This window comes from Anaerococcus degeneri, from assembly GCF_017874475.1.
GTDB lineage: Bacteria > Bacillota > Clostridia > Tissierellales > Peptoniphilaceae > Anaerococcus > Anaerococcus degeneri.
Map to the genome: position 1 here is coordinate 38,078 of NZ_JAGGLO010000010.1, position 13,579 is coordinate 51,656.

13 protein-coding genes are annotated in these 13,579 nt (G+C 36.2%); 3 read left to right on the forward strand and 10 right to left on the reverse strand.

What is annotated here, in order from left to right; genetic code table 11:
• Positions 1 to 163: 163 nt before the first annotated feature.
• From J2Z38_RS08805 to J2Z38_RS08815, 3 genes are read left to right on the forward strand one after another with little or no spacing between them, the layout of a single operon-like run.
• Positions 164 to 1,363: an ArsR/SmtB family transcription factor gene (locus J2Z38_RS08805; RefSeq protein ID WP_209774861.1), complete on the forward strand. Its 1,200-nt coding sequence runs from the start codon at positions 164 to 166 to the stop codon at positions 1,361 to 1,363.
• A complete protein-coding gene (locus tag J2Z38_RS08810) occupies positions 1,347 to 3,215 on the forward strand; it encodes an ABC transporter ATP-binding protein (RefSeq protein WP_209774863.1) in 1,869 nt (622 codons plus the stop codon). Before J2Z38_RS08805 ends, J2Z38_RS08810 begins: the two co-directional genes overlap by 17 nt.
• Entirely contained in the window at positions 3,205 to 4,971 is a 1,767-nt protein-coding gene (locus tag J2Z38_RS08815) for an ABC transporter ATP-binding protein (protein WP_209774864.1), read from the forward strand. Before J2Z38_RS08810 ends, J2Z38_RS08815 begins: the two co-directional genes overlap by 11 nt.
• Positions 4,972 to 5,010: 39 nt before the next feature.
• Here J2Z38_RS08815 and J2Z38_RS08820 read toward each other — a convergent pair whose 3' ends face one another.
• The 10 genes from J2Z38_RS08820 to J2Z38_RS08865 all read right to left on the reverse strand — a co-directional run bounded on the left by J2Z38_RS08820 (position 5,011) and on the right by J2Z38_RS08865 (position 13,561).
• Complete coding sequence (locus J2Z38_RS08820; RefSeq protein ID WP_209774866.1) at positions 5,011 to 6,312, reverse strand: ABC transporter substrate-binding protein; 1,302 nt, start codon at positions 6,310 to 6,312, stop codon at positions 5,011 to 5,013.
• Positions 6,313 to 6,409: 97 nt separating this feature from the next.
• Positions 6,410 to 7,228 carry a carbohydrate ABC transporter permease gene (locus J2Z38_RS08825; protein ID WP_209774867.1) on the reverse strand — a complete coding sequence of 273 codons (819 nt, stop codon included), beginning with the start codon at positions 7,226 to 7,228 and terminating at the stop codon, positions 6,410 to 6,412.
• Between the two features lie 3 nt (positions 7,229 to 7,231).
• Positions 7,232 to 8,116 (reverse strand): carbohydrate ABC transporter permease, encoded by an 885-nt coding sequence (locus J2Z38_RS08830; protein ID WP_209774869.1) that lies wholly within the window; start codon positions 8,114 to 8,116, stop codon positions 7,232 to 7,234.
• Positions 8,116 to 9,186, reverse strand: a complete 1,071-nt coding sequence (locus tag J2Z38_RS08835; RefSeq protein WP_209774870.1) for an ABC transporter ATP-binding protein — start codon at positions 9,184 to 9,186, stop codon at positions 8,116 to 8,118. The genes J2Z38_RS08830 and J2Z38_RS08835 overlap by 1 nt, the downstream gene beginning before the upstream one ends.
• A gap of 13 nt (positions 9,187 to 9,199) precedes the next feature.
• On the reverse strand, positions 9,200 to 9,520 hold the full coding sequence (locus J2Z38_RS08840) for a hypothetical protein (protein WP_209774871.1): 321 nt from the start codon (positions 9,518 to 9,520) through the stop codon (positions 9,200 to 9,202).
• Positions 9,521 to 9,601: 81 nt separating this feature from the next.
• Positions 9,602 to 10,018, reverse strand: a complete 417-nt coding sequence (locus tag J2Z38_RS08845; protein ID WP_209774873.1) for an SH3 domain-containing protein — start codon at positions 10,016 to 10,018, stop codon at positions 9,602 to 9,604.
• Entirely contained in the window at positions 10,018 to 10,674 is a 657-nt protein-coding gene (locus J2Z38_RS08850; protein ID WP_209774874.1) for an AAA family ATPase, read from the reverse strand. Before J2Z38_RS08850 ends, J2Z38_RS08845 begins: the two co-directional genes overlap by 1 nt.
• Positions 10,667 to 11,632 (reverse strand): YveK family protein, encoded by a 966-nt coding sequence (locus J2Z38_RS08855; protein WP_209774876.1) that lies wholly within the window; start codon positions 11,630 to 11,632, stop codon positions 10,667 to 10,669. The genes J2Z38_RS08850 and J2Z38_RS08855 overlap by 8 nt, the downstream gene beginning before the upstream one ends.
• Positions 11,622 to 12,443 carry a glycosyltransferase family 2 protein gene (locus J2Z38_RS08860; protein ID WP_225304657.1) on the reverse strand — a complete coding sequence of 274 codons (822 nt, stop codon included), beginning with the start codon at positions 12,441 to 12,443 and terminating at the stop codon, positions 11,622 to 11,624. Before J2Z38_RS08860 ends, J2Z38_RS08855 begins: the two co-directional genes overlap by 11 nt.
• Positions 12,410 to 13,561 carry a glycosyltransferase gene (locus J2Z38_RS08865; RefSeq protein WP_209774878.1) on the reverse strand — a complete coding sequence of 384 codons (1,152 nt, stop codon included), beginning with the start codon at positions 13,559 to 13,561 and terminating at the stop codon, positions 12,410 to 12,412. The genes J2Z38_RS08860 and J2Z38_RS08865 overlap by 34 nt, the downstream gene beginning before the upstream one ends.
• Positions 13,562 to 13,579: the final 18 nt, after the last annotated feature.

Genomic DNA, 13,579 nt, shown 5'->3' on the forward strand with positions numbered 1-13,579 from the left:
AATCTTTCCCAAATTTTTGTCAAGGAAAATTTTCCTAGCTTCATTCTTAGATTAATATCAAACATAAGCCTATTGATATTAGATGTGATTCGTCTTATAATTAGGTTAATAGAAATCTAATATAAAAATAACTATTAGATATATATCTAAGAAAGGATCTATAATGAAATCTCACTTTAATAATTTTAATCTCATAGAAAAGCCCTTGCTTGTAAATGAAGCAGGCATTATGATTTATCTTTACACAAACTACTTGGCTGCAAAAAACAAAAACTTCTTCTCTTTTGAGGATTCCTATCCAGGTTTTAATTACTCACAGGATATGAATTTAACCTCAATAGATACCGCTTTTTACAACAACAAGGCCTATACAGACTTTGTTAGAAGTGTAAAAAAGGAATCCCTTCCCTATCTAGAAGAGTTTTTTCATGACCAAAATGAGGATATTTTAAATCTTTTTTACATATTTACAGAAAACGATGGAAATTATTTGCCTTTTATGGCAGGTGTTTTCCAAAATATCAACGTTACATCTATTAAGGACTTTTCTTATGAGATCTTTGACCTAGTCTTCAACCTAGCTTTTTTAAGAAATATAGGTGTTGATATAGATGATCCAGAATTAAAGTCTACAACTATAAAAGAATGGTCAAGAAAAGCTTTAAAATCAGACTTTCTAAGCTTAATAGCTAATCTACCCTACGAAGATAAGCTTTCTATGGCACTTTTAAGGTCTTTTTCCAATAAAAAATCTATCTACGATAGACTTTATCCTCTTTTAGAAAAAATTTGCCAGATTTTAGAAAATAATTTTCCAAAAATTAAAGACGAATTCATGGACCATTTTAAAAAAATAAAAAAAGATGGCTACAAAAAGGTAAGTGAAGTAATAGACCAAGTTGGCTTAACAAGTTTTTTAAGCAAAAGAGATGAGCCTTTTAACATCTATGGTCTAATCCTTGCACCAAATATGACTATGATTCAATTTATATCAGAAGATTACGATGATGCCTTTATCAAGTTTGGAATTTATTCAAATAAAGAATTTGTAGAAAAGGAAAATAAGCTAAAACACCTAAGCCAATACCTAAAAATCCTAGGAGACCCAACAAGGATTGACATCCTAGATCTCTTAAAGGAAAAAAATTACTACGCAAAAGAGCTTTCTGACAAGCTTTATATAACTCCTGCCACCCTTTCTTACCACATAAGCCAACTTCATGTTTGCGGCTTCATTGGTGCCTATATCGAGGGCAGAAAGACCTATTATTACTTAAGAAAACCTGGTTTTGAAAAAGTAATAGAAGAATTAACTGAATTTTCTAAAGACATAAAGGAGGAAGATCATGGAAAAGAATCTTAAAAACCTAAAAGAAAATCTCGCCCAAAATTTAAAGGACGAGAAGGTCATAAAATCATATCTCAGAGCCGATAAATTATCGAATTTTGACCTTCTAAAAATGGCCTACGCTCCTTTTAAGGATAATCTCAAAATCAAACTATCACTCATTCTTTATCCTATTACAGCAGGTCTAATTCCAATAATTCAAGCCTTTATCATGTATTATTTAGTTGATCTGATAGAAAAAAATATTGACCTTAGGACAATGATTTTAACTATTTTAGCCTACGCCCTAATAATTTTCATCTGTTCTATGGTATCAAACCAGATTGAGCGTAGAACTTACTCGACTTATATGGGTACTAGGTTATCTACCTTCATCAAGGCTTCTGGTCCTATTATGGAAATGGACTACGGTCTTGGGGAAAATTCTCTCTTTATGGCTGAATTTTCCAGAGGTTTTGAACCTTTTTCTAACAACGTCACAGGCCTTGAAGGAATTTATCACGATATGTATAAGCTTTTGGCAAATGTCCTTTCCTTTGTGATTATATCAGTGATTATGACGAAACTATCCCCCCTAATTTTTATCTTTGCCATAATTTCGATATTAATTCAACTAGCAATTAGAACCTACACTGATAGGTATAGGCACTCCCACATGGGAGAGTTAAACAAGGTTAGGAGAAAAACTAACGCCTATTACAAAGAAGCATCCGACTTTCGTTTTGCCAAAGATATTAGGGTATTTTCTTTCAAGGATAGGTTTATAGAAGGCTTTAAGCCCCTTGTAGGAGATGTGGTTAAGATATCAAGAAAATTTATCAAGCCTGAAATGTACCTATCCCCTGTCCTTGCAGTTCTCCTTGTAGGAGTCGAAGCCCTTTGCTATTATTTTCTAACAGGAAAAATTATCGCAAATGAAATCACCCTTAAAAACCTAACCCTCCTTATCACATCAGTTGCAATTTATTCTAATGTTGTCTTGACTCTTGTAATAAATATAGCCCAAACCAGGTCAAACCTCCTCTATGTGTCAGATGGCTTTGATATGCTAAGAGCTGACCTAAAGTCACAGGCAGGAGATAAAAAAATTACTGGACCGATGTCAATCGAATTTAAAAACGTGAGCTTTTCTTATCCCCTATCTAACGTAAATGTTTTAGAAAATCTGTCATTTACTATTAAGGAAAAGGAGAAGGTCGCAATTGTTGGTGTAAATGGGGCCGGTAAATCTACCATAGTTTCCCTAATACTTGGGTTATATAAACCAACCGCAGGCGAGATTTTTATTAACGGCATAAATGCTAATGACCTTGACCTTAAGGAAAGATACTCTGTCTTTGCAACAGTTTTACAAAATGTAGAGCCCCTTGCCGTTTCTATCGCAGAAAATGTAGCGGCGACCGATAAGAATATAGACAGGGACAGGGTCATAGATTCTCTAACAAAGGCAGGTCTTTCTTACAAGCTTGACCAATTGCCAAAGGGAATTGACACCCAGATGACTCGTAATATCAGCGATGACGGAACACTTTTTTCTGGAGGAGAAAACCAGAAACTTGCAATCGCTCGTGCTCTTTATAAGAAAGATGCAGGTGCCCTAATCATGGACGAGCCAACTGCAGCCCTCGATGCCCTTGCAGAAGAGAAAATTTACAGGGACTTAGATGAAATCAGTAAGAACAAAACCCTGATTTTCATCTCCCACAGACTAGCTTCCACCAGGTTTTGTGACAAAATCATGCTCCTTGACGGCGGAAAGATCACCGAATACGGAACTCATGATGAGCTACTAGCTGAAAATGGCCTATACAAAGAAATGTACGAATCTCAAAGAAAATACTATTTGGAGGAAAAGAATGAAAAATAAACTAAAAGCCCTATGGCTTTTTGCAAAAATTACTGCAAAAAATGATCCTCTTTATATACTGGTAATTATTTTAAACGCCCTTGCGCCAGCAGCAGCAACCATGGTTAATATCTTTGTGCCAATGATTTTCATTAACCAAATCACAAACCCAAGGCCAGCTGACCAGTTTATAAAAATTCTAGTTTTATTAATTGTAGGAAAAATCCTCCTAGAAAGTCTTGAAAGACTCCTAAACAGAGAAGAATTTGTAAGACGTCAAGGAATTAATGATTATTTGACCTTTGAACTTGCCAAAAAAGCCATGGATTTGACTTATCAAAATATAGAAAATCCCCATACCCTAGACCTAAAAGAAAAGGCAAACGCCGCAATTAATATGGGAGCTATCCACAACTTGCTATCATGCCTTAAGGATATAATAACAAGTGTGGCAACCATGATAGGAACTGCCCTTGTAATAATATCCTTCTCCCCTTACTTGGTTGGTTTTTCAATTCTAATTTCCTTTTTAATAATACTTGTAAATGGCAAACAATCTGCCTACACCAGCAAGTTTGACCTAGAGATTGTAAATGTAAACAGGAGATTTTCCTATTATTTCTCCCTCATGGCAAGCCCTCACTACCAAAAGGAAATAAGAGTCTTTGACCTGGGAGAAATGCTTCAATCTAAAACACAAGGATACTTAGATCAAATGATGGATGGATTTGAAGATAAATTCGGATTTGAGGCCAATATGGGAGCTATAAAAATCTTTTTAGAATCTATTTTACGACTAGTTTCCTACACCTATGTGGCAATGAGAACACTCTCAGCTGCCTACGGCCCACAAATTTCCTTCGGATCATTTTCTGCTATTATTGGGGCGAATGAAAACTTCATGACATCCTTCCAGACCATGTTTTCAGAGCTGGCGGACTTTATTATGAGTTTAGCAAATCTTGAACCTCTCTACGATTTTTACATCCTAGATTCTGATTTTGAAGAAAATCTAGAAAAAGCTAGTGATTTCCAAAGCTTGGAATTTAAAAATGTAACCTTTACCTATCCAGGATCAGAAAGGAAAATTATTGATAACTTATCATTTAGGATAAATAAGGGCGAGAAAATATCAATTGTAGGTGTAAATAACGCCGGAAAGACAACAATTGTTAAACTTCTCCTAAGGTTTTTCGACATTGATTCTGGAGAAATTTTGTACAACGGGGTAAATATAAAAAATATTAGAAAAAAATCCCTATACGAAAAAATCAGCGGAGTCTTCCAGGACTTTTCCATCATGCCTTTTACAATCAAGGAAAATATTATTGGAAATAAGGCTTTTAGCGAAAATAAAACTGATGAAATTATAAAACAGCTAGACCTAGACCAAAAGATAAAAGAACTTCCTCGTGGGATTAATACTTATTTAAATAAGGACATATACGAAAATGCCACAGACCTTTCTCTTGGCCAAAAGCAAAAGCTTGCCATAGCTCGTGCCCTCTACCAAGACGCAGACTTCCTAATCCTAGATGAGCCAACAGCATCCTTAGACCCCCTTGCAGAAAGCAAAATCTACGAGCATTTTAATGAAATGACAGAGGGGAAAACCGCAATCTTCATCTCCCACAGGATGAGCTCGTCAAGATTTACCGACAAAATCCTCCTCTTAGACGGAGGAAGGGCAGCAGCCTTCGATAGCCATGATAAACTAATGGCCTACGACAACCTCTACTCCAAACTCTACAAGGCCCAGGCTCAGTATTTTGAATAGGCAACAAAAAACTCCCTCAATGGGAGTTTTTGCTTTGTTTTATTTTTCGAAATCTGCTTTAAATTGTGGTGCGAAAGCTTCCATTTCTGCTTTAACATCGCTATCTGGGTTTGATAGGATTTCTTCAAGTTTGCTTGCAATATCGTTGTAAGCTTGTTGGCTGCCTGGAACAAGTGGTCTTGAGAATAGTTTTTCACTTGCAGCTCCAAGGATTTTTGGAATTTCTGAATCAGCATTTTTGTAGTTTTCATCTTCTACAGCTGATTTTCTAGCTGGCATATAGCCTGTTGCTAGACCAAATTTAATTTGAGCTTCCTTGCTTGAAACATATTTTAGGAATCTAAATGCAGCGTCTTTTTGTTCATCGCTTGCGCCGTCAAACATATAGATGTTTGTACCTTGTTGAACTGCCTTGTCTGCTGGATATGCTTGGGCTGCGTATTTGAATTTGCCTTCAACGCCTTCTTTAACATATACTTCACCAGCGTTTGAACCAATGTAGCCTGCTAATTGTCCGTTAGCGAATGGGCCTGATAGGTATTGGTCAGTGCCTGCTATTCTAAAGTAACCTTCTTTAATACCGTCTAGGTAGTAGTTAATTGCTTCGATTGATTCAGGACTTGTAACGTCAAGGTCTGGACCAAATTCTATGCCCTTGTTTTTAAGGTAGGTTACATAGAAGTTTGAAAGTGAATCCCAACCAAAAGCTGGAATATCTTTTTCTGCCTTGATTTTTTTAGCAACTTCTTTTAGCTCTTCAAAGCTTGTTGGATTTTTAAGTCCTAGTTCATCAAATAGGTCTTGGTTATACCATAGAACTTCTGTTGATTTATTGAATGGAATACCGATGATTTTGCCATCTTGTTCGATTTCATCCCTTACACCTGGGAAGATATCTTCGTAATCTGTAATTCCTTCTTCGCCCTTTACTCTTTCTGTAAGGTCTGCTACCATACCAGCTTCAGAAAATTGAAGCATCCAGTCTGGATAAGCTTGGGTAATAGTTGGTAGGTCTTTTGGAGATTGCATAGTTGCAACTAGGATTTGGTTAAGATCGCCATAACCACCTTGGTGTTGGAGGGTGATTTTAACATCTGGGTTTTCTTTTTCAAAATCTTTTACAAGGCCTTCAAGAGCTTCGCCTTGGCCACCGCCCATTGCGTGCCAGAAAACTACTTCTGTTTGACCTTCTTTTGCAGGTTCTTTACTTTCTTCTGCTTTTTCCTCTACCTTAGCTTCTTCTTTTGGAGCTTCTTCTTTTTTGTCGGCATTTTTGCCACAAGCTGAAAACATTCCTATAGATAGGACTAAGGCTGCAAGTAATGTTAATTTTTTCTTCATTTCTTCCCCTTTAAATATTTTTTCCTAAGTTCCCATACAAGCAAACTTAATTTAACTTACATTTTATATATACCCCTTCACAGAAATTTAATCAATATCAACCCTTAATTCCTCCAAAGGATACTCCTCTTAGGATTTGCTTCCTAAAGATGAAATAAAGTATTAGAATTGGAAGGATTGTAATGGTCGAAGCTGCCATTTGCAGATGGATTAATTGACCTGCTTCTGTGGCAAAGGCTGAAAGACCATTTGATATAAGTCTCATGTTCTTTGTATTTGTAACAAGGATTGGCCACAAGAATGAGTTCCAACCTGTAATAAAGTTTAATAGGCCAATGGTGAAAAGATTTTGTTTGCACATTGGAACCATAACTTTTCTTATAAATTCAAAATCGCTTGCTCCGTCAACCTTGGCAACATTATAAAATTCCATTGGGACAGATTTTAAAAATTCTTTTAGATAGAAAATATAAAATACTGAAGCCATAAAAGGAATTATAAGGGCAACATAGGTATCAAGGAGACCAAGTTTTGCTATTGTTGAGTAGTTTGTAAATATAATTATCTCAAATGGCACCATCAAGAGGGCTAGCATAAAGTTTTGGAGCATATTTTTGCCCCTAAAGTTCATAAAGTTTAGGGCAAAGGCTGCTAAAACTGTTGTTAGCAAGGTTCCTATGGTGTTTATCAATGAAACAAATACTGTATTTACAAAGTATCTTGCAAAGGGAGCAGCCTTCATGGCTTCCCTAAAGTTTTCAAATTGAGGTGCTGCTGGCAAAAGTTTTGGTGGAATAGCTGTCACCTCTCCAAAGCTCATAAGGGCTGATGAGATCATATAAAGGAATGGAAAAAGGGTTACAGCTGCCATTATAATTATAAATATGAAGGCTAGGCCTTTTAAAATCTTTTTCATCTCCTACCTCGCTAACTTTCTTATGATTGCTCTTTGGACAAAGGTTAGGACCAAGAGGAATAAAAACAAAATCACAGCAGCAGCCATAGCGTGGCCGTAGCGGTATTCTACGTAGAATTTTTTGTAGATATAAAATACTGCAGTAATTAGTCTATTTCCCACACCCGCCTTACCATTAAAGAGGGCGAAAATTTGGTTATAAACCTTAAAGCTTGAAATAAAGCTTGTTAAAAACAAAAAGGTAATTATATTTGTAAGCTGTGGGAGGGTGATTTTCTTAAATTGCTCCCAGCCTGTCGCTCCAAAAGTGTCGGCTATCTTATAATAGTCCTTGTCAATCCCTCTTAGGCCTGAAAGGATTACTATAATATTAAAGGCAAGGCCATTCCAGACACCAAATATAATGGCCGCTAACATATTGTAGTCAGGATTGTTTAAAAAATCTATAGGACCAACTCCTATAAAGGAAAGCATGTGGTTGATAAAACCGTATTGGCCATTAAATAAATACCTAAATACAATACCTACAGCGATAACACTGGTTAGGTAAGGTATAAAAAATATTGTCTCAAAAAACTTGTTGCCCATAATCTTCTGATTTAAAATCAAGGCAATAAACATTGAAATTATCAAAGATAAAGGCACAACTGTTATTGAATATATTAGGGTGTTTTTCATAGCCATCCTAAATAATTTGTCATTTAAAACTGCTGGAAAGTTTGAAAGTCCAACAAATTGTGGGTTTAATATGTTGTTACTATGAACAGCCATATAAAAGGTCCTAATTAAAGGATAAACATTAAAGATTAGGATAAAAAACAGGGCTGGTAAGAGGAAGAGCCAAGCCTTGTTGGTGGTCTCTGCCCTGTAGGTCATTTTCTTTTTCATTAGTAGACCCTTTCTCCATCTTCTGTAAAGAGGTAGATTGCCTTGTGGTCAATTGAAATTTTGACCCTATCGCCCTCATTTATATCAAGGGCAGAATCGACTACCATCCTTGAAGCTTGGCCATTTAAAGTAAAGTGTAGGATCATATACCTACCAATCATCTCACGAGATTCTACATTGATTTCTAAATTGCCATTGGTATCAAGTTTAAAATGTTCAGGCCTAATGCCAACCTGGTAGGTCTTTTTATCTAGGCTTTCTTTCTTTCTTTCTTCTACTAATTTTGCTTTTTCAATTATTAAATCACCATTTACAAAACCATCCCCCTTATTTTCAACATCGTAAATATTGATAATAGGGTTGCCGATAAATTTGGCCACAAAAAGATTGGCTGGTTCTAGGTAAAGATTTTGTGGAATGTCGTATTGTTGGATGACTCCCTTATCCATTAGGGCGATATAATCGCTAATTGAAAGAGCTTCTTCCTGGTCGTGGGTTACGAAAATTGTTGTAACTCCAACAGTTTTTACTATATTTCTAATCTCTTCCCTGATAGAAAGCCTTAATCTTGCATCAAGGTTTGAAAGTGGCTCGTCAAGTAAAAGAGTTTTTGGATTTTTAACTAAAGCCCTTGCTATAGCCACTCTTTGTTGTTGGCCACCTGACATTTCCTTTGGTTTTTTGTTTTGAATATCAGTGATATAAGTTAATTCCATATATTTTTGGGCAATCTTGATTGCCTCTTCTTTTTTAATCTTATTTTCACCTACAACTAGGGGAAAGATGATGTTTTCAAGGACTGTCATGTGTGGATAGAGGGCGTAATTTTGGAAAACCATGCCTATATCACGGTCCTTTGGATGTTTGTTGACGATTGACTGGCCATCAAATTCTATATCGCCAGCTGTTGGATCTAAAATCCCTGCTATGATATTTAGGATTGTAGATTTGCCACAACCACTAGGACCTAGAAGGGTCACCAAAGCCCCATCTTCTATATCAAGGTTGACAGATTTTAGGGCTTCATAACCATTGTCATAAATTTTCTTCAAGTTTTTGATTTTTATCATATATTCCTCTTTTTCATATTAATGGAAATCTCAATAGTAGGTACAACATTACAACCATCAGGGCTATACCAATAACAGTAAAAGCATCTATTTGCTTTTGTAGGGCCAAAATCACCAGCGATATGGATAATAAAAATAACAATAAATATAATTGCATAAACAAATCGCTGTTTGGGTTTATTATAGATATAACCAAGCAAATAGCTGCAACAATGCCTGTGACTGCACTTACATAGGCAGAAAGCTTCCTTGCTTCCAAAAGAAAGTCAATCAGGCTAATTACAGCAACTACTGCGAAGATTGGCATAAACATATTTTTTATTATATCAATCATTTAAACCTCTCTACTTGTATTATAACATATCTTTATAAAATTTGGCATAAAAGTAGGGTTGTTAATAAACAACCCCTTTCTTTAATTTTTTATCAAAAGGTCTGATCTAATATAGCCTGTCTTGCCATTAGCTGTCACCCTAGTCCAGCCTTCAGTTTCTCCTAGGTTTAGGATTTCATCATCTGGGCCTACTTCGGCAACTATGGCAGAGTTTTCTGATGGGGCAAGACGCATATTTACAGTGTCTTCTACCCTAAATTCAACTCCGTCAGCTATTTCTTCTCTGACCTGGTCACTTATTTCTTTTTCCCCTACTTCTCTTTGGTCTGAATTTTCAGGATTTTTTGTATTTTCATCGGTATTTTCACTTGGCTTTACTTTATCAGCCACTTCTGTACCAGAATTTTCAGGATGCCTTACTGATGTGTATGGATCATCCTTGCAGCCTGTTAGGCTTAGCATAAGACCAAGGGCTAATATTGCGCTAATTTTTTTCATTATTTACCTCCAAAAAGGTCATCAAGTTCACTATCATCGTAAACATAGTCTGAAATTATAACTCCCTTAATATCAGCACCGGCCTTTTCAAGTTGGCTGGTTGATTCTTCAAGGAGGTAGGAATTTAGATTTTCTTCTCTACTGAAGATTACGGACTTATCAGCCAGGCCACAAAATACATTAGCCTCAGCTATGCCGATATTTTCCTTGGTATTTATAAAGACATAGTCGTACCTATCCTTACAATCTGCAAAGAAATTTGTAATTGTTGATGGCTCAAGATACATATCTTCATATTCTGAAACCCTACCAGTCATTAGAAGGTGGAGGTTGTCGCTTTCTCTAACAAGAACATCATCAAGTCTAAAATCACCTAAAAGACAATCTACAAATCCTCTTTTGTTATAAAAACTTTTCATTTCTTCAAGTTCATCTGCCCTTAGGTTGGCATCTATAATAAGGATTCTTTCGTCTTCTTCAGCCAAATGGCTTGCCATAGTATAAATTGAATCTATTTTCATAGTCTTATCGTCTGTGGCTGTAAAGGCTATAACCACATCATCTACGCCTAAGTTTCTTGTTAATTTATCTTCAAGGTTGTAAAAAGCTTGGAGGAGGATTTCTCTTCTTTCATCAACTTTTTTTCTTCTAAACATCTAGGACTCCTCTCTGGTATTTTGGAAGTTTACCTAAGATTTCAAGTTTGTTGCCACTTGCTTCTTCCTCGCTAACTTCTTCTAGCTTGTCAACTTCTTCTGCCTTTACCTCGTCGATTTGTCTAGCCTTATCTATGTCGGCCTTGTCGATTTTTCTTGTGGCGGCAAAATCTTCGCCAGCTTCTTCACTTACTTGATCAAGAGGTCTGGTTTCTTCCTTGACTTCTACTTCCTCTTCAGGGACTTCTGGACTTTTTTCTTCGTTTTCTCTATCAAAATCAAGATCGTCTACAAAGTCAACGTCCTCTTCTAGGATTTGGTCTTCCTCTTCTTCTATAAGTTCTTTGTTTTTTTTGACCTGGTCTTTGGCCTTTTTTTCTTCTTTTTTATAGTCTTTTGCCTTGGTTTTCTTAAGTTTGTGGTTGTAGCGACTAACACTGACTAGGGAAATAATCAGATAGATTAAGAATCCTGCAAGTCCAGCATAAGTTGCATACTTGATTGTATTATCAACAACATTGGCATTTTGATAGGCATAATCCATCACATTTGCCCCGGTGTTGTAGATATTATTTATAACTGTCACAGATAAGTCCGCATACTCATCAGCCAAGTCTTCTGCCCTTAATTTATTAGTATCAGTTACTGATATTTCAATAATTGGTGAATTGGCAATTGGTGTAAGGCTAAGTTTAGAATCGAGTTTTGATTCTGGCCAATTTATCTTTAGGTTTTCTAGGGCCCTTGCCTTGATGGCCTTAGAATTTAAGGTTGCAGCAAAAGTTGCTGCTGGGTTTTCTTCGTTTAAATTTTCTACAGAAGTAGTCACAAGTTTAGCAGAAGCCCTATACTCCTTATAACCTGCAAAATTTAGGCCAAAATACACAACCATGGCCACAATAATGCCGGCTATAATAGACGATAAAAAGGCTGTAAACTTAGATTTTCTATTTTCCATTATATCCTCCAAAATCTTTTGCACCCTCGAGCATCATTTCTCTTGCTCTTTCTTTTTTTATTTCTCTAAGCATTTCCGGGTGTGCATACAGAAAATACCCTATATATAGTTTGTATAATCTAGGGAAAAGTGCCCTGGCTAAGGCTCCCTTATCGTAGAAATACTTTTCATTATATCCATCAAACCAGGTTGAATCATCGTTATAAACCTTGGCTATTAGGCTTTTGTTAGTCCTTACCCTTAATCCTTCCCTAATGGCAGATAGGATAAAAATCGAATCTTCGCCAGAACCTAAATTTGTTCCTGCTCCAAACATTACTGGTAGGTAGAGGTTGGCCCTGGCAAGGGCTTCTCTTCTAAAAACAAAGTGGACAGATCCATACCTCAAGCAATTATAAAAGCTTAAGTTTTTTTCTTCTGTAACCTTCACTATCTCCTTACCATCCTGGTAAACTATAGTCTTAAAGACGAAAAAATCAACATCTGGATATTCTATAAAGCCATCCTTGACCCTTTCTAAATAGCCATCTTCAAAAACCTCATCGTCATCAGCAAAAATTACTATATCTGCTGTCGAATTTAAAAGGGCGAGGTTTCTTGAACGGGCAAGTCCTTTTGTGTCTGTTGTTATCATCCTGATTTTTTTGCCGTCATCATAAACTTCTTGGTAGGCATTTTTACCCGCCTGGTTTATGATAAGGGCATCACATTCCAGGTTAAATTTCTTATAAAAATTTATATCCTCCACATTCATAGCGGAGATTAAAACTTCAACTCTCATAACTTCCTTGTTGTCTCTGCCTTCTCCCAAGTGGCCTTTGAACCTCCCTTAAGCTCCTTGTAGCCGCCTAGGATTTGAGCAAGCATCATTGCACAATAATATCTTGGGAAGTAGAAAATCTTGCTCTTAGCCTTTGATAGTTGTCCGATTACAGCAAGGGTATAAAAAGCAACTTGGCCTATAAAGAATAACTTATAAAATATTCCTTCATTTAAAACCCCAAGGTTAGCTATAAATAGTACTATGTGGAAAAATGCCTGCATATACCTCAAAGTCTTGTGGCCAAAATGGAAAAATGAGAACCAACCATATTCGAAAATATTTAGCCTCCTAAGATTTGTAAAAATATTAGTAAGGATTCTTCTTTGCATTCTCACCTTTCTTTTAAACTCGTCAGCTGTGGTTTGGCCCGCTTTTTCAACAGCAATTGCCTTTGGATTGTAAAGGGCCCTTTTATGGTTAAGACCGGCATAAAGTGGTAGTTCATAGTCATGGCTATTAACCAGGTCTATGTGCCTATAATCAGCCTTTCTAACGGCATAAATTGCTCCGTTGCCATTTACAATAGTCTTTATATTTGACTCGATTTTTCTTAATTTAAGTTCAAAATTCCAATAAGTATTTTCTGCCACAGCAGAAGATACATCTACGTCTTCCATATAAATTAGCGAACCGCAAACATATTCAATGTCATCAGCAGTAAAATATGAAACGAGTTCGTCAATAGCATCAGACTTGAACATAGAATTAGCATCTGAAAATACAATAATTTCGCCCCTAGCAACTTCAACTGCCTCATTTTGGGCGTTGGTCTTGCCAAGGTGGTTAACTACTGTATTTACCTTAATGTCGTAATCCGGATGGTCTTTTATAAATTTTTCACAAATCTCAACTGTCCTATCATTTGAGGCATCATTTGCAACAATAACCTCGTAGGAAGGATAGTCAGTTTGTATGATGTTTTCTAGCTTTTTTTCAATTACATCTTCTTCATTGTAGGCAGAAATTATCACAGAAACGAAAGGCCTATATGTATAATCCTGGTCGTTTTCCCTTTTGATAAACTTTTCTAAAATAAGAAGCACTAGAGGATAGCCTATCATTGCGTAAAATAAGGCAAATCCTGATAAGTAAAATAAAAATTTCATTTCTTCTCTCCTATCTTC

Excerpts from the sequence above, each read along its gene's own strand:
- J2Z38_RS08805 (WP_209774861.1), top strand. The coding sequence starts at position 164 with ATGAAATCTCACTTTAATAATTTTAATCTCATAGAAAAGCCCTTGCTT.
- J2Z38_RS08810 (WP_209774863.1), top strand. The coding sequence starts at position 1,347 with ATGGAAAAGAATCTTAAAAACCTAAAAGAAAATCTCGCCCAAAATTTA.
- J2Z38_RS08815 (WP_209774864.1), top strand. The coding sequence starts at position 3,205 with ATGAAAAATAAACTAAAAGCCCTATGGCTTTTTGCAAAAATTACTGCA.
- J2Z38_RS08820 (WP_209774866.1), bottom strand. The coding sequence starts at position 6,312 with ATGAAGAAAAAATTAACATTACTTGCAGCCTTAGTCCTATCTATAGGA.
- J2Z38_RS08825 (WP_209774867.1), bottom strand. The coding sequence starts at position 7,228 with ATGAAAAAGATTTTAAAAGGCCTAGCCTTCATATTTATAATTATAATG.
- J2Z38_RS08830 (WP_209774869.1), bottom strand. The coding sequence starts at position 8,116 with ATGAAAAAGAAAATGACCTACAGGGCAGAGACCACCAACAAGGCTTGG.
- J2Z38_RS08835 (WP_209774870.1), bottom strand. The coding sequence starts at position 9,186 with ATGATAAAAATCAAAAACTTGAAGAAAATTTATGACAATGGTTATGAA.
- J2Z38_RS08840 (WP_209774871.1), bottom strand. The coding sequence starts at position 9,520 with ATGATTGATATAATAAAAAATATGTTTATGCCAATCTTCGCAGTAGTT.
- J2Z38_RS08845 (WP_209774873.1), bottom strand. The coding sequence starts at position 10,018 with ATGAAAAAAATTAGCGCAATATTAGCCCTTGGTCTTATGCTAAGCCTA.
- J2Z38_RS08850 (WP_209774874.1), bottom strand. The coding sequence starts at position 10,674 with ATGTTTAGAAGAAAAAAAGTTGATGAAAGAAGAGAAATCCTCCTCCAA.
- J2Z38_RS08855 (WP_209774876.1), bottom strand. The coding sequence starts at position 11,632 with ATGGAAAATAGAAAATCTAAGTTTACAGCCTTTTTATCGTCTATTATA.
- J2Z38_RS08865 (WP_209774878.1), bottom strand. The coding sequence starts at position 13,561 with ATGAAATTTTTATTTTACTTATCAGGATTTGCCTTATTTTACGCAATG.